This window comes from Neisseria macacae ATCC 33926, from assembly GCF_022749495.1.
Lineage (GTDB): Bacteria > Pseudomonadota > Gammaproteobacteria > Burkholderiales > Neisseriaceae > Neisseria > Neisseria macacae.
Map to the genome: position 1 here is coordinate 1,655,276 of NZ_CP094241.1, position 16,902 is coordinate 1,672,177.

At 43.9% G+C, this 16,902-nt stretch carries 10 protein-coding genes; all 10 read left to right on the forward strand.

Annotation, left to right across the window (positions count from 1 at the left end; all coding sequences use genetic code 11):
• Nucleotides 1–6: 6 nt before the first annotated feature.
• The 10 genes from tssE (at nt 7) to MON40_RS08045 (ending at nt 16,853) form a co-directional block, all read left to right on the forward strand.
• A complete protein-coding gene (gene tssE / locus MON40_RS08000) occupies nt 7–519 on the forward strand; it encodes a type VI secretion system baseplate subunit TssE (protein ID WP_003761733.1) in 513 nt (170 codons plus the stop codon).
• Nucleotides 516–2,492 carry a type VI secretion system baseplate subunit TssF gene (locus MON40_RS08005; protein WP_003780323.1) on the forward strand — a complete coding sequence of 659 codons (1,977 nt, stop codon included), beginning with the start codon at nt 516–518 and terminating at the stop codon, nt 2,490–2,492. The genes tssE and MON40_RS08005 overlap by 4 nt, the downstream gene beginning before the upstream one ends.
• Entirely contained in the window at nt 2,489–3,529 is a 1,041-nt protein-coding gene (gene tssG / locus MON40_RS08010; protein WP_003780324.1) for a type VI secretion system baseplate subunit TssG, read from the forward strand. The genes MON40_RS08005 and tssG overlap by 4 nt, the downstream gene beginning before the upstream one ends.
• Before the next feature lie 89 nt (nt 3,530–3,618).
• Entirely contained in the window at nt 3,619–6,270 is a 2,652-nt protein-coding gene (tssH, locus tag MON40_RS08015; protein WP_003780325.1) for a type VI secretion system ATPase TssH, read from the forward strand.
• 143 nt (nt 6,271–6,413) lie between these two features.
• A complete protein-coding gene (tssJ, locus tag MON40_RS08020; protein ID WP_039863309.1) occupies nt 6,414–7,040 on the forward strand; it encodes a type VI secretion system lipoprotein TssJ in 627 nt (208 codons plus the stop codon).
• Between the two features lie 26 nt (nt 7,041–7,066).
• Nucleotides 7,067–8,410, forward strand: coding sequence for a type VI secretion system baseplate subunit TssK (gene tssK / locus MON40_RS08025; protein WP_003761746.1), 1,344 nt, complete (start codon nt 7,067–7,069; stop codon nt 8,408–8,410).
• A gap of 24 nt (nt 8,411–8,434) precedes the next feature.
• Nucleotides 8,435–9,700: a type VI secretion system protein TssL, long form gene (tssL, locus tag MON40_RS08030; protein ID WP_003780329.1), complete on the forward strand. Its 1,266-nt coding sequence runs from the start codon at nt 8,435–8,437 to the stop codon at nt 9,698–9,700.
• Between the two features lie 31 nt (nt 9,701–9,731).
• Nucleotides 9,732–13,289 carry a type VI secretion system membrane subunit TssM gene (gene tssM, locus MON40_RS08035; protein ID WP_003780331.1) on the forward strand — a complete coding sequence of 1,186 codons (3,558 nt, stop codon included), beginning with the start codon at nt 9,732–9,734 and terminating at the stop codon, nt 13,287–13,289.
• A gap of 72 nt (nt 13,290–13,361) precedes the next feature.
• Nucleotides 13,362–15,704 carry a type VI secretion system Vgr family protein gene (locus tag MON40_RS08040; RefSeq protein WP_003780333.1) on the forward strand — a complete coding sequence of 781 codons (2,343 nt, stop codon included), beginning with the start codon at nt 13,362–13,364 and terminating at the stop codon, nt 15,702–15,704.
• Nucleotides 15,705–15,716: 12 nt separating this feature from the next.
• Nucleotides 15,717–16,853, forward strand: coding sequence for a DUF2169 family type VI secretion system accessory protein (locus MON40_RS08045; RefSeq protein ID WP_003780334.1), 1,137 nt, complete (start codon nt 15,717–15,719; stop codon nt 16,851–16,853).
• Nucleotides 16,854–16,902: the final 49 nt, after the last annotated feature.

Below are 16,902 nucleotides of genomic sequence, written 5' to 3' on the forward strand. Positions count from 1 at the left end.
TCAATCATGTCGCAATTCAGAAACCAACTGCTGCCTTCTTTGTTTGACAGACTGACAGATGAAGAGCCGCGCAAAAAAAAAGAGGCACGCCCCGATCAGGTCATCAATCTTGACCAATATCGGCAGGCAGTGCTGCGCGATATTCTTTACCTGCTGAATACCTGCAACATGCAAGCGGAGACCATGGAGAAAGATCTGCCTGTTAACGTGCGCTCGTCCACACTCAATTACGGCATTCCGCCCCTGTCGGGAGTGAATTTCTCCGATATAGAATGGCAGGATGTAGAACAAAACATCAAACAAGCCATCATCGATTTCGAACCACGCCTTGAAAGCAAAACCCTGCAAGTTATCGTGAATACCGTAGACGATGATGACGATGCTTTACACAACAAACTTATTATTGAAGTCAAAGGTTACCTGAAACTCAATCCTTATCCCAAAGAGTTCCTGCTACGAACCAGTATGGATGTTGAGACCGGGTTGTTTGACTTGTTAGATGGGGGAAATAGGTCTTGAACAACAAGTTATTGTCTTACTACAATAAAGAACTGACCTTCCTGAAGGAAATGGGCAGGGAATTTGCACAGCAATATCCCAAAATCGCCTCCCGATTGGCACTGGATACAACCGACATCCCCGACCCTTATGTTGAAAGGTTATTGGAAGGTGTAAGCTTTCTCACTGCCCGCACCCAACTCAAGCTGGATGCGGAATATCCCTGTTTCGTACAAAGAATCTTGGAAGTTGTTTACCCAGACTTCATCAATCAGAAACCGGCAGCAGCGATTGTCAATTTGGAACCTACCGGTCAATACAACGCCGACGTGATCAATCTACTGGAACGTGGCAGAGTATTGCGCTCATTACCCATCGACGAATTCAAAGTAAGTTGCCCGTTTTCCGTAACCAAAACCACTGAAATCCTACCTTTACGCATAGAAAAAGCCAAATATACCGATTCGCTCGGCTATTTACCAAGTACGCTTCCCGCGCTCAAGGCATCTGCCGGGAAAAAAGTGCAATCTGCCTTGCGTTTGGACTTCTCACTCAGCGTACCTGGCGCATGTTCGGAAATGTTGCCGGATGAATTGTCTGTGTTTTTAGGTACAGAACTTTCTAAGTCATCTGCACTGCTGTTTTTACTGGCCTCCGAATGCGTGGGCGTCGTTTGCCACAGTTATGAGAACCCCAAACAATGGTATTACCCGTTGTCCTCCAAACCGGAACATCGGGGATTTCGGGAAGATGAAGCCTTATCGTTTAATTTGGACAAATCCGTCAGCGCATTCCGGATTATGCAGGAATACGCACGACTACCGGAAAAATTCCTGTTTGTCGCTCAAAAAAATATCAAACAGGCTGTCCGTCAGGCTGAGAATGACGGACATTTGCCCAAAGTACCCGAACATTTGGAAGAAATCGTAAACGATAAGGGCGTCAATAAAAAAATCATTACCTATCGCAAACGTTATTTCAGCCTTTCATTTTTATTCAGCAACAAAATACCCGAATTGACAGAATTGATTGGCGTAGAGGATTTTTCCGTCAATGCGGTGCCTGTGGTAAACCTTTTCAGAAAAAAAAGCTCCCGCTTCCCTGTAAATATCCAAGACCAGGAACACCACGTCATCATCGACCGTACACAACCTTTAAATTATGAAATCTACGCCATCGAACAAGTAAAAGGTTTTGACACCAACAACCGTCAAACCGTTGCATTTTCACCGATGTACAAAGCGCCGGATATGGGGCTCTTCCCCGAAGCCCAAACTCAGCATGCTTATTTTTCAGCACGGCGTGCAGACAGAGTCCCATCGGAAAATTCTGTCAAAAACGGCTTCCGTTCTTCCTACTTGGGCAGTGAAGTATTTTTGTCTCTTGCCGACAATCGGGATTACGCTTTCAATTCCGGCATACAGCATCTTTCCGTAGATGCCTGGTGTACCAGCAGGGATTTACCGCTGATGATGCCGCGTGACGGAGAGTCCGATTTCCTGATTGAGGGTTTCCTGCCGGTTAACTCTATTAAGCTGATTTCTAAATTGACACGTCCTCAAGCGGCTGTGAGTGAGGATCGGACACTTTGGTCGTTTTTAAACCAATTAAGTTTAAACTATCTGTCATTGTTAAACATCGACCAAGAAGATGCACCCGTCACCTTAAAAGAGCTTTTAATGGTATTTGTTTCTTCCGAAAATGATTTGCTGAAAAAACAGATTGAATCGATCACACGTATTGAGACTTCCATTGTAAACAAGGTGGTCCGTCATTACGGAGTTGCAGCGCCTGTTCGAGGCATCAAAATTACGGTTACGCTGGATGAAGCGCAATTGGGCGGTATCCATCCCTTCCTGTTCGGCTCGGTTTTGAACCATTACTTCCAACGTTTGGTGTCAATTAACTCATTCATACAGCTTCAAATTGACACGCTCCAACAAGGACATATGGCTACTTGGCCGACTGCTGTTGGAGAGAGGGTAATCGTATGAGTCCGGTTAACGCTCAAACAGATTTTGGCGACGCATTGGACGATACATGGGATGAAAAACTGACGGGCTTTTTAAACAAAGTTGCCTCTCAGCCCTATAAATACGATTATTTTTCACTCTTGCGCCAGCTTGAGTCCGTCAAATTTGTTACCGGCGGGAAATTATTGGGTAAGGCCGTCAGCCCGAAAATGGAAAAAATAAGGATTCGCCAAGAGCCATCGCTTATTTTTGCTCCCCGCAACATCCAATCGGTTGCCTTATCGCCGCGTTATGTGGAAATTTCCATTAATGGATTCGGTTTGTTTGGCCCATCCGGCCCCCTGCCCCTGCATTTGACCGAATATGCCTATGAGCGTCAACACCAACACGGCGACCGGACATGGACCGGTTTTGCCAATATGTTGCAACACCGTCTGGCTGTCTTATTCTATCGGGCATGGGCCAACGCTCAGAGCATTATTTCTTTAGATAAAAATGCTGAAGACCGTTTTGGGAAATATATCGCCAGCTTTAATGGGCTGGATACACCGGCCATACATAACAAAGGCTTAATCCACGAATTTGCCAAGCGTTATTTTGCCGGCCTGCTGATGAAGCAAAGCCGTTCGGCAGCCAATCTCCAGCAATTACTCAACCGTTATTTCAAAGTCCCCGTTACCATTCAAACCAATGTTGGGTATTGGGTTGAGGTTGCGGAAGAAAAAACGCAAATCGGTATCATGGGTAACTATACGCTGGGAGATGGCCTGCTGCTGGGCGACAAGCTTTACGATGTTCAAAGCAAATTCCGCATTATTATCGGTCCGCTTACCCTACCCGCTTACCGATCATTCTTCAAAGACGGTATCAATACCACCCGCCTACGGGAGTGGGTAAGGCTTTTTGCCGCAGATGAATATGAATGGGATATACAGCCTGTTTTAATGCAAAAAGAAGTACCGCTCATGGACTTAGGCGGACAAACACAACTCGGCTTAACAACTTGGCTGGGGAATGTTTCCCGTGATGCCGAAGACTTGATCGTCAGCAACCATTAAACAGCTTTTTCAGACGACCCCTTTGTTGAGAAAAGCTTCTTTCAAACTATTTTTAGACATACTTGGAATAACTTAATTAAGGACACATCATGTCAAACATCAGCCGCAGCGTATTATTTGGCAAGTTGAATACCACCTTGTATAAAACTCTGGAAAATGCCTACACCTTCTGCCGTCTTCGTGAAAACAGCTACGTTGAGTTGGTTCACTGGCTTCATTCTCTGCTGCAAACCGAAAAAACCGATATCTTCTGCCTGATCAACAGTTTTAATTTAGACGAAGCCAGAGTCCGAAAAGATGTATTGACAGCGGTTGAAAAACTTCCTGCCGGTTCTACTGCCGTTATCGATTTTTCCGAACATATCCAAACCCTTGTCGAACAAACTTGGACATACAGCTCGCTCAAATTCGGTACCGACAAAATCCGTACTGCTCATATTTTCTACACCATGCTTGAAAATAAGACGTTGCAGAGCATTTTGGCCAATATTTCATCAGAGTTCCTCAAAATCAAACCTGAAACATTGGCGAACAATATTATCGCGATTACTGCAAACTCTGAAGAAAATCTTGAAGTTACCCAAAATGCCTTATCTTCGGAGCCTAACGCTACCCACAAAGAAAGTGCCTTGGCCAAATACGGCAGCAATCTCACTGAAAAAGCCAAAAATGGCGAAATAGATCCCTTGACGGGTCGCGATGCCGAAATCAGGCAAATGATTGACATCCTGATGCGCCGCCGTCAAAACAATCCGATTCTCACAGGTGAGGCCGGTGTCGGTAAGACAGCCGTCGTCGAAGCACTGGCATTGCGTTTGGCGGCCGGAGATGTTCCCCCCGGATTGAAAGACGTTCAATTAATCCTGCTGGATATCGGTTTGCTCAAAGCCGGGGCCAGCGTCAGCGGAGAATTTGAATCACGCCTTAGAGCGGTTATGGACGAAGTGGAATCCAGTCCGACCCCAATTGTGCTCTTTATCGACGAAATCCATACCTTGATTGGTGCAGGCGGGGCAGCCGGTACGGGCGATGCAGCCAACCTGCTCAAACCTGCGCTCGCCCGAGGCAAACTCCGTACCATTGGCGCGACAACATGGGCAGAGTACAAAAAATACTTTGAGAAAGACCCTGCCCTGACCCGCCGTTTCCAAGTGGTGCAAGTGGATGAGCCCGACGAAAACAAAGCTATCAACATGCTTAGAGCATTAAACGCTTCTTTGGAAAAACACCATAACGTGATTATTCTTGATGAAGCAATTCAGGCAGCCGTAAAACTTTCCCACCGCTACATACCTGCACGCCAACTTCCTGATAAAGCTGTCGGTTTGATTGATACCGCTTGCGCACGTGTTGCTGTCAGCCAGCATGCTGTTCCCGGCAGTATTGAATTTTTGCGGAAGAAATCCGAGGCATTAAAACTTGAACAAGCAAATTTGGAACGTGAGAAAAAACTCAGTTTCGATTCTGAAACACGGATAACCAATATTGGCAAAGAATTAACTGAAGTCGAAGGTCGTCTGAAAAAATTAGAAGACAGATGGAAATCTGAAGCAGACTTGGTTACTGAGCTGTTAGAAGTACGTGAACAAATCATGCAAGCGGAAGAAGGAACGGCTGAGAAAGAAACCAAGCAGCTGCATACCCGCCAAAAAGAGTTGGTTAACAAACTGAAAAAACTGCAAGGTATCCAACCGCTGGTTATGCCTTTAGTGGATAGCCGTACCGTTGCTGACGTTGTAGCTGACTGGACAGGTATTCCCGTCGGTAAAATGATGAAAGACGAAGTTGAAGCGGTCTTGCAACTTGCCGATACTTTAAACAAACGCATCATTGGCCAACGTCACGGCTTGGATGCAATCGCCCGTCGTATCCAAACATCACGCGCGAATCTGGATAACCCCAACAAACCTATCGGTGTTTTCATGTTGGCAGGCCCTTCAGGCGTGGGTAAAACCGAAACAGCATTGGCTCTAGCCGATACATTGTACGGCGGTGAACAAAACGTAATTACCATCAATATGAGCGAATATCAGGAAGCTCATACCGTATCCACCCTGAAAGGCGCGCCTCCGGGCTATGTCGGTTATGGTGAAGGCGGTGTACTGACCGAAGCCGTGCGACGTAAACCTTATAGCGTCATCTTGCTTGATGAAGTGGAGAAAGCACATCCGGATGTGCATGAAATCTTTTTCCAAGTATTCGACAAAGGCTGGATGGAAGATGGTGAAGGCCGTTATATCGATTTCAAAAATACCATCATTATCCTGACTACTAATGTAGGTACGGATTTGATTATGGATATGTGTGATGACCCTGAAATGCTGCCTACTCCGGAAGGTTTAAACAAAGCCTTGCGTGCTCCTATGCTGAAAACTTTCCCTGCAGCGCTACTAGGCCGCATGCAAGTGATTCCCTACTATCCGTTATCTGACGATATGCTCTCAAAAATTGTGGAATTGCAATTAGGTCGTATCGTAGACCGAATTAAAGATAACCACGGTATCGACCTTCACTACACGCCAGAAGTGCTCAAGCTGATTACTTCGCGCTGCACAGAAGTTGAGTCAGGTGGCCGCATGATTGATGCGATTCTGACCAATACAGTTTTACCGCAAATCAGTCGTGAACTGCTTACTTGTGCAACTCAAGGCAAACAAGTTTTAAGTGTAAATATTGATGCAAGTAACCATGACTTTACTTATCAATATAAATATAAACCTCGCAAGAAAAATACTTTATAATTTTAGAAAATATTAAAAAAATTTAGTCTTTCTAATTAATTATAACGAACCTATTTATTTCTCCAGTAGTCATATATTGCATGACTGATTGAAGTATTTGTTGTCAGACGTAATCAATACTGATGAACTTGAAGGCAATTAAGATGCATACACAACTAATAAAATATATATCATTCTTAATGATATCTTTAATGGTAAGCTCATGTGCTTCCGACCATAAACCGCCTAAAGAATCTGATGAGAGCGGAGAAAAAATTGATGTACAAATCATAGTTTCCCCTGATGCGAATCCTAATATAGTTGGCCAACCTTCTCCCATCAGATTGGATTTATATCAGTTGTCTTCTGACGGTGAGTTCAAAAAATCAAACTATTTTGAACTTACCAACAACGCCAAAGAAAATTTAGGTGAGAAGTTAATCCAGCAAAACCAATTCATGCTGCATCCTGATACAGTTACCATATTGCCGATCAAAATGGATTCCCACCTGAAATATCTAGGTGTAGTCGCAAGTTATCGAGATTTGGATAACAGTCAATGGCAATTGGTATTATTGAAGCAGAAGAAAAAATGGTATCAGTTTGGCAAACATTATTTCTATGTAAATGTCGGCAAAAATAAATTAACCCAGTTATCAAAGTCAGAAATGAAGGACTTGTTGAAAGAATATAAAGAACGGCACCCTGACGATAAAAAAATTAAAGAAAATGGAAAAACTCGTAAATACGGCAATGACCTTAGCAAAGGCGTTTTCCGTGAAGAAAAATAATAACTAAAAGATTAAGGATAAAAGGCATGGCAATAGAAGCAAAAGTAGTTTGGTCGGAGGGTATCTTTATTACCCCTCAACATTTCCAACAATTTGAACGTTACCTTGAATCCGGTCTACGCCAATTAGCCGTTTCTCAAGAGGGTCATTTTTGGGGATTCTCTTCGCTGGTATTAAATTCAGACGGCCTCAAACGGGGGGTAATCGGTATTAATGAAGCAGAAGGTGTTTTTCCTGATGGTTCTGTATTTTTATTCTCTCAAAAACAGCTTGAAAATTTGAGTTTAAAAGTCCCTGCAAATATTAAAGACACCAAAATCTGCCTTGCCGTTACCCTGCCTTCTTCTGTAAATAATGAAATTTATTTCCCAGATCAGGACTCTTCAGACTCATGTCGCTACAAAGCCTTTAATAAAACTCTAGCAGACACTACAAATACTGAATTAGATGGTCGCCAAGTAACACTGGCAGATCTTAATCCGATGTTGGTTTTAGAAAATGACTTAACCAGTGGACAAACTGCCCTGCCCATTGCGCTTATCCGATCCAGCTCTGCAGACTTTGAAATTATTTTAGATGAATCATATATCCCGCCTTGCCTCGGAAGCCAAAAACAACCACACCTGAAAGCTTATATTTCAGAAATTTATGGTTTATTGATGCAAAAAAGCAATAGTCTGGCCAATGCAGTGAACGATCCTAATACTGGCGGCTCTGTTGAAGTTATGGATTTCATGATGCTTCAAACCATTAATCGTTATTTGGCATATTTGCATCATGAAAATGAAGGGGCACGACAAACGCACCCTGAACAATTATTCATTAATTTATCCAAACTATGTGCTGATTTAATGACCTTCCTGCCTTCTCGCAAAGTAGGCGATATCCCTGTCTATGAGCATAATGACCTAGCCTCATGCTTTGGCAAATTATTTTTCAATCTGCGTAAATCATTATCCATCGTTCTTGAACAACGTGCGATTAGGATTCCGCTGGATATGCGTGATGAAGCCACTCGCGTTGCTCAAACACCAGATCAAAGCCTATTGGATAAAGCCTCATTTGTCCTTGCTATCAAAGCCGATATGCCGAACGAAGCATTGCGCCAAAAAATTCCGAGCGTAGTAAAAATAGGTACTGTGGAGAAAGTAAAAGAATTGGTTGCTTACCATCTGCCTGGAATCAGGGTTCATGCTTTGTCTGTAGCACCCCGAGAATTGCCATACCATAGCGGTTATGTCTATTTTGAATTGGACAAAAAGCACGAGCTGTGGGACATGTTTGATACTTCATCAGGCATGGCCTTCCATTTAGCCGGTAATTTTCCGAATTTAGATGTTGAATTTTGGGCAATCAAGTCTTTAAGTTAATTTGGTTCAATTTGGAATTTCATTATGGATAACCAGAATAATGCTGCTCACAGCACCGCAAATATTTATAACCCGTTGATTGAGGCGGCCAAACCGGTTTTTATCTTAGTCAATGCGATGCAGCAGACTACCAGTCAATTGTCTACGGACAGTTTGATCAACAAATTTTCTCTCTTAATCAATAATTTTGAAGAAAATGCTGAAAAAAATGGAGCAAGATACGACGCTATCCAAGCTGCAAAATACTGTCTATGTACATTCGTAGATGAATTGGCTGTTCGTGCAGGCTGGGCAGATGAAACCTGGTCAAAAAACAGTCTGTTGGTATCTTTTTATGACGAAACATGGGGCGGGGAACGTTTTTTTGAGATTATTCAAAATTTGAAACAGGATCCGGATAAGAATATTGATTTATTAGAGTTTATGTACTTGTGTTTGCAGTTTGGCTACAAAGGCAAATATCAAGTGTTAAATAGCGGCGAACTCGAAATCGACAAAATCAAAAGAGATTTGCTCGCCTTAATTCATAGTAAACGACCGGATCAAACTGCCGATCTTTTCAAACACAATCCAATAATCACAAATACTATCCAGCGAAAACAAAGGCTTTCTATTCCTTTATGGGTTGTAGGTGTTTTAGGGGCAGTCGTCTTGGGGGTGGGCTATTTTGCAATGCAATGGTCTTTAGGTGATGACTTTGATGTTGCCAGTACAAAAGTTAACAATCTCAAACTCCCTTCTGTTACGGCTAAACAGCAAGAAACACAAAGTACTGTCCGACTACGTCCTTTATTGGAAAATGAAATTGCTAGAAAGCTAGTCTCTGTAGAAGACTTTCAAGATAGAAGTACAGTCACTATTTTGGGTGACGGTCTCTTTGAGTCTGGTTCTGCACAAATTCAAGACCAATATTACCCTGTTTTGGCAAGAGTCAGCCAAGCTTTGGATAGTGTAGAAGGGCAAATCGTAGTGACCGGATATACTGACAATCAGCCCATTCAGAGCTTGAACTTCCCATCTAACTGGCATCTCTCTCAAGCTCGTGCAGATGCAGTAAAAGAAATTTTATTGAATTACATCAAAAATGGCGGAGCTCGTATTCGTTCAGAGGGACGTGGTTCGACCGATCCTGTTGCTCCAAATGATACTTTGGAAAATAGAGCCAAAAACCGAAGGGTTGAAATTACCCTATTCACAACTGGAACCGGCCCCAAACTGGGTAGTGAAGTAGAAGTAAAAACCAATACTTCCACTACTCAGCCAAGCAGTGATGTAAGTACACATCAATAATCTGAAATTGGATTGATACGGAAAAACAAATATGAAAAAAATTCTTTATTTTCTAGGCTCCCGTTCTTTATGGGTAATGCTAGGTATCGCCGGTCTGATTATATTGGTATGGTTTATCGGCCCACTGATTTCCATAGGTGAAATCCGTCCTTTAGCAAACAAGACTATTCGCCTTGCCGTGTGTGCAGCCATTATCGGCATTTGGTTGGCTAAAGCCATATTTCGCCAATATCGTGAATCACGTCGAAACGCTGCCTTACTGAAGGAAATTCGTGCAGCACAAGAACCCATTTTAAAAAATGCAAGCGATGTCAGCTCAATGAGCCGTCAGTTTGCCGAAATGGATAAAGTACTGAAAAACGCAAAATTTTCCAGATCTAAAAATAGTTTATTGGCAAGATTGGAAGAGGGGCAATATCTTTATCAAATGCCGTGGTACGTTGTTTTAGGTGCTGCCGGTTCTGGTAAAACAACAGCATTAAAACGCTCTGGTCTCAACTTCCCTCTAGAAAGCACTTTAGGAACATCTGTAAGCGGCTTGGCAGGGACGCGCGATTGCGATTGGTTTTTATCCGATGAAATCGTACTTCTCGATACTGCAGGCAGATTGTCTTTACATGACAACCACAGCAATAAGGACTCCAGCGACTGGGAAGAATTTGTATCCCTACTGAAGCGCTACCGTCCCAAACAACCTATCAACGGTGTAGTAGTTACCGTAGGAGTGGACGACCTTTTAGGCGGTAAAACCAATATTACCGAAATTTCTGCAGAACTTCGCAAAAGAATCCACGAAATGCATACCAAATTAGGTATACATTTCCCTGTTTATCTTATGATAACCAAACTGGATTTGCTGCATGGTTTTGACAAATTCTTCGATCATCTGACGGAAGAACAAAGAAACCAATATTTGGGTATTTCTCTTTCTGATACCGAAGGAATGGAAACTCCAATTGCCACTGCTTCCAATGCTTTATCGGAAGTTGTTGATAAATTGCGCTCTTCTATGTTGGGCACCATCCATCAATTGGAATCTTCTGAAGATAAAGCAGCGGCTTTTGCTTTCCCTGAAGAATTTGAACGTCTTAATCAGGCGGTACTTTCTCTATTTAAAGAATTATCTAAATCTTCAAAATTTGAGCAACCTATCTCGTGGAGAGGTGTTTATTTCTCAAGCGGTACCCAAACGGGACAACATTTCAATCCCATCTTGGATGGCTTGCAAAACGATTTCCAATTATCGAAAAAATACTTGGATTCGGATCGAACCAAAACTCAAAACAACGAGCGAAGCTTTTTCCTGCACAGACTGTTCTCTGACGTCATCCTTAGTGAAGCAAACCTGGCAGGAGAAAATAAATCTTGGTTTGTCAAAAAACAAATGCTCTATTGGTTAGGCATTGGAGCTATTGTGACCATAGTCGCTGCCTGCTTAGCCATGATGCTGAACAGTTATTCGAATAATCGCTCATATCTTGAGCAGGTTGGCGATAAAGCAACCAAACTGGGCCAAGAGGCGAAAAAATACACAGAAGCCCCCGACCTTCTTAAAGCAGTAACATTTGCAGAACATGTCAAAGATACGACCCGCAGCAGAGAGATTCCTGATCTGTCTTCTCCTCCCCTCAGCTATCGTATGGGCCTTTATCAAGGCGGGCAAATGGAAGACGTTGGTGAATCCGCTTACCGCAGAATCCTTCAAGACAATGTGATGCCGTTAATCAGTTTCAAATTAGATGAGCTTCTGCGTACAACCAGCGGCTCAGACGGCATCAATGGTTACAATGCTTTAAAAGCTTATCTGATGATGTACGACAAAGAGCATTTTGATTCCGCTTTTATGCAAAACTGGCTGATGACTAATTTGTCTAAAGCAGAATCTTCAGGCATGAGCGAGCAACAGAAAAAATCTCTTGAGAAAGCTTTAAACCAAATACTTTCCAAACAAAGCATTACTCCCAGCGTACCCTATGATGAAGAATTGGTAGAACGCCGCAGGCAGGAAATTGCACAAAGAGATATTGCCACTATGGTACTGGAAGATACCATCAACACAGTTGCTCTCTCAGGCAAAGAAGGAATCACACCTGTTTCTTTTTCAAGCATGGGCGGCGTACAAAGCCACTTATTGTTTCGTCGCAAAACCGGCGGAGCTTTAAAAGAACCGATTAACTTCATTTATACCAAAGAGGCTTACATTACCAAAGTCTTACCTACTATGGTCAAGTCGACAGAACAGTTTTTTAATGAAGACAACTGGGTATTGGGTAGTTATGCATCACAAAGCCAAAGCAAAGCTTCTGTTCTTTCAGATGCTCAAAAGCTTTATTTCGGCAATTACATCAAGGCATGGAATAACTATTTGTCTGATTTGTCATTGGTTACGCCCAAGTCATCTCGAGAAAGTATTCAGATTGCCAAGCTTTTATCAGAGAAAAATTCTCCTTTAGTCAATATTATCAAAGGTATCAGCGACAATACGACGCTTACCATTGATAAAAAGATAACGGATAAAGCAGACAGTAAAATTGCCGACTGGTTAAATAGAGCAGGACTGTCAAAGCTCCTAGATGCTGAAGGAGAGGCTAATGTAAAAAATGAATTGTCTGCTTTAAAACTGGCCACTCCTGTTGATGATGCTTTTGCGGATTTCCATAGTTTAACTGAAACCACAAATGATCAACCTCCGGCAATTAACAGCGTTACTGAAGCCATTAATGATTTGTACGTTTATTTGGTTGCCGTTAATGTCGCAGTCGAAAAAGGGGTAGATTTGCCTCCTGATGATCCGTTTGTGAAATACAAAGCTGAAGTAAACCGTCTTCCTATGCCCTTCCGTCCGATGTTGGACAGCTTTTCTGAGATTATTTTGAAAAACACCGACAAAATTGTTGATGAAAAGCTCATGTCCACCTTGGAAAAACAGTTGGCAACCGTAACAAACAGTTGCCAAGAAATACACGAACAGGGTTACCCTTTTGACAGAGGTTCTGAAAACAATGTTGCCTTAGAAAGCTTCACCAACATATTTGGTCCAAACGGTATGTACAGCAAGTTTACCAATTTATCAGGTGAAGCCGCCGTATTGGCACGTTCAGAAAAACTGGAAACCTTGACTGCTAAAAACAGCGCATTTAAAGACCGTTTTTCCAGGCTGAACGACATAGCGGCAATCCGACAAGGATATTTTGACAAAGGCTCGGAAACACCTACTTTTGACTTTACAGTCAAAGTCTTGATTCTTGACTCCAGCTTGGAAAGCGTGAATGTTTCTTATGCAGGGAAAAGCTATGTATACAGTCACGGTCCAGTTAATCCTGCAACCTTTACTTGGCCTTCAAAAGAAGAAAACGCCTTGGCAAAAATAGATATTTCCTCCCCTCAAATCAATAGTGCGGGTATCAGTTCAACCGGACCGTGGTCAATATTCCGCCTGATTGAAAAAGGGAAAATCATTCGCCAGACAGGAAACACTACCGTTGTCGAATACAACATCCAAGGCAAAAACGTTGTACTTGAATTTACTACTTCCACAGCCTTCAATCCCTTTAATTTAAACAAATTAAGGAATTTTCAGTGCGTTTGATGGTCATAATGAGAATGTAAGCAGGTCGTCTGAAACCACTCATTCCAACATGCTTCTGCCGCAACCCTATGCATGATTGAAAATAGAAAAACCGACACTCAAGCGAAATTGGTTTTTAATGTCAACAAGGAATTTCCCGAAATGAATAGAACAGTCGTTGCTCATACACCTTTGGGATCACAACTTTTATTCAAAAAAATGCTTGGAACAGAATTTGTTTCCAACCTTTTTGAATTTAATATCACTTTGGTTTCCAAAGATTCCAATTTACAAGGCAAGGATATTATCGGTCAGCCTATAACATTGGAAATTGACACAGAAGCAGGCAGCCCACGCTATCTGAACGGTTTGGTTACCGACTTCGGTTACATTGGCGAAGATGAAGACGAAGAAGACTATCATGCCTACACCTGTACAGCCCGTCCGTTTATGTGGTATCTCACCCAAAATACGGACAGCAGGGTATTTGTCGACAAGTCCGTTCTGGATATTGCCAATGAAGTCTTGTCGCCGTTCGGCTTCCCCTTCCAGGTAAAATGCCAAAAAGGCTATCGTACCAGAGGATTTTGTGTCCAATATCAGGAAAACAGTTTTAATTTCCTAAACCGCCTGTTTGAACAGGAAGGCATCTACTATTATTTTACCCACAGCAACGGTTCGCATGAGCTGGTTATCGCTGATGATGTCGGTACTCTAGAAGCCATTCCTTCTCCCAACATTCCTTACCATTCCAAAAATACTGCGCCCGGCGCACCCAACATCGCCTATATCGATGTATGGGAAGAACGTGATGCCTTGAAATCCAGTCAGTTCGTGACTCAAGAATACAACTATAAAAACGCCAAAGTCCCAATGAAATCTTCTGATTCGGTTCACGATTTCAGTTCTGTTCCTATGGAACATTATGATTTTTATACCGGCTTTAGCGATGTATCCGAAGCACAAAATTACAGTCAGGTGCGCAGTGAAGATCTGAAAAGCCAAACCAAGATCATTACCGGTTCGGGTACTGCCTTGACAGTAGCTCCGGGTTATACGTTTACCCTGAGCAAACACCCGCATTCCTCATCCAATACCGAATACACCATTCTGAAAGCAGATTATGATTTTGAAGAAGCCGGCTATACTACCGGCGACCGTATCGGCAAATTCAGAATTTCGTTCCGCGTATTGCCCAAATCCTACCCATACCGCCCTCCCCTTAAAACGCCGAAACCCAAAGTATTGGGTACACAGGCGGCTACGGTAACAGGTCCTGCCGGAGAAGAGGTTTATACCAACGAGTATGGCGATATTAAAGTCCAATTCCATTGGGACCGCTACGGAAAAATGGATGAAAACAGCTCCAACTGGGTTCGGGTAACGCAAGGTTCTGCCGGAGCGGGATACGGCTCTATCAACACACCGCGTATCGGTGAAGAAGTGCTGGTTGACTTCATCAACGGCGATGCCGACCGACCGATTGTATTGGGTCGTCTGTACAACAGCGCAATGTCGCCGCCATGGGGCTTTCCTGCCGCGGCCAAGCAGTCCGGTATCAAAAGCAAGAGTTTCAATTCGCCATTGTCCAACTTCAACGAATTGATGTTCAACGATACTGCCGGTTCCGAGATGGTCAATTTCCAAGCGCAAAAAGACCTGACCTCGCTGGTTAAAAATAACGAAACCCGCAACGTCAACAACGACCGCACCACCACAATCGGCAACAACGAAACGGTTACGGTAGTGGGTGATCGGGCGAAAACCGTCCAAAAAAACGAAACGGCTTCGATTACCCAAAACCGCACAAAATCGGTGGGTCAAAACGAGACCTCCAGCATTACCCAAAACCAAAGCATTAGTGTGGGTGACAACCAAAGTACCAGCGTAGGTAAAGACCAAAGCGTCAACGTGGGTAAAAATCGCAGCCGTTCTGTTGGCTTGAACGAAAAAGTAGGCATAGGTCAGAGTCAAGCGCTGACTGTCGGACAAGACCAGAACGTTGCTGTCGGCAAAAACCAAGCGCTGACCGTCGGCGCCAACCGCAACAAGACCGTTGTTGCCAACGAAGTCAGCAGTATCGGCGGTAACAAACAGGAAACCGTCAGCCTGAACGGCATGAACAATGTCGGCATCGGTCAGATGACCAACATCGGTGCCGGCTATATGCTGAACGTCGGTGCAGGCTGGATGACCAATGTCGTCGGTGCAGAAATGCATAGCGTCGGCTTGGTGATGGGTCTCAACGCCGGTATGAACATCGGCCTCAACGCAGGTCGAAACATCACCCTGTCCGCAGGCAAGAAAATTACCATACAAGTCGGTAGTTCCATGATTTTGATTGATAAAAACAAAATCAGCATCGTCAGCAAAACGATCAAGATCGTCGGCACCAAAGTAGTGGACATCGACGGCAAAAAAGTCGATATCAACTAGAGAAGATACGCCATGTTTGAGTTGCAGAACTTTACCTGCTTTCATACGCAGCAGTTTAAAAACATCGACCAAACAGATCGGGCTTATGATGTAGTCGTCGCCAAAGTCAGTTACGAGTTTGAAATTGACCCGGAAACAGGAAAAACGGAGCTTGCGTTTGCCCGTAAGCAAACGCCGCTCACGTTTGCCGATACCTATTACGGCGATCCTTCGCAAACCTCGACTCAGTTTGAAAGCGACTTCAGCCTCTACAAACCCAAAACCGACTTGGTTGTCAATGCCACCGCCTATGCACCCGACGATGTCCCCTCTCGGCAATTTACCGTATCCGTAAGTATCGGCGATTACCAAAAAAGCCTGGCGCTTACCGGGGAACGTTACTGGGTGCGGGAGGCAGCAGGATGGTCTTTGAGCGAACCCGACCCCATCCTTTCGCTGCCTATCCGTTATGAGTTTGCCTTTGGCGGCAGCGCAGTCGAAGACGACCACACAGGCTATCAACAAAACGCCATCGGCATCGGCTACTATCCGAAGGCCGAACTCAAAAAAAACGGGTTCAAGCGGACACTGAAAGCGCATCAAATCTACGACCCCGCACACCCCGTGCGAGATCCGTCCGATAAGGCCGCGCCCGAAGGCTTCGGCTTTATGCCCCGTTATTTCGCACTGCGAGCCAAACATACCGGCACTGCTGATGCGCAATGGATAGCCAACCGTGCCCCGCTACTGCCTGAAGATTTTTCTATGGCTTATTGGAACGGCGCCCATCCCTCGCTGCAACTTCCCCATCTGAAACCCAACCATATTTACGAACTGACTTTTACCGGCATGGTGCATTCCTTCCAAGCACCCAACCAACGATTTACCGTTGATTTGCCGGTAGAAACCGTGTTCGTCCACGCCCATACGGCAACCAACTCGTCATTGTGCAAAGATATGGTATTGGACACCATCCTCGTCAATGTAGAACAACGCCGCATTGATTGCAGCTACCGCACATCTTTTCCCGAAGAACTGGAAATTGCGGCATGCCAGCTCAGATTCATCGCCCGACACGAACGTGCAGACCAAATCGCGGCCGCTCAAGCCTGTCGGGATTCGCAGGATGAATTTATTCCAATCCCGCCATCTTTGGCAGCACACGTATAAACCACACATAGGTCGTCTGAAACTCTAAGTCCTCATTCATCCCCCTTTC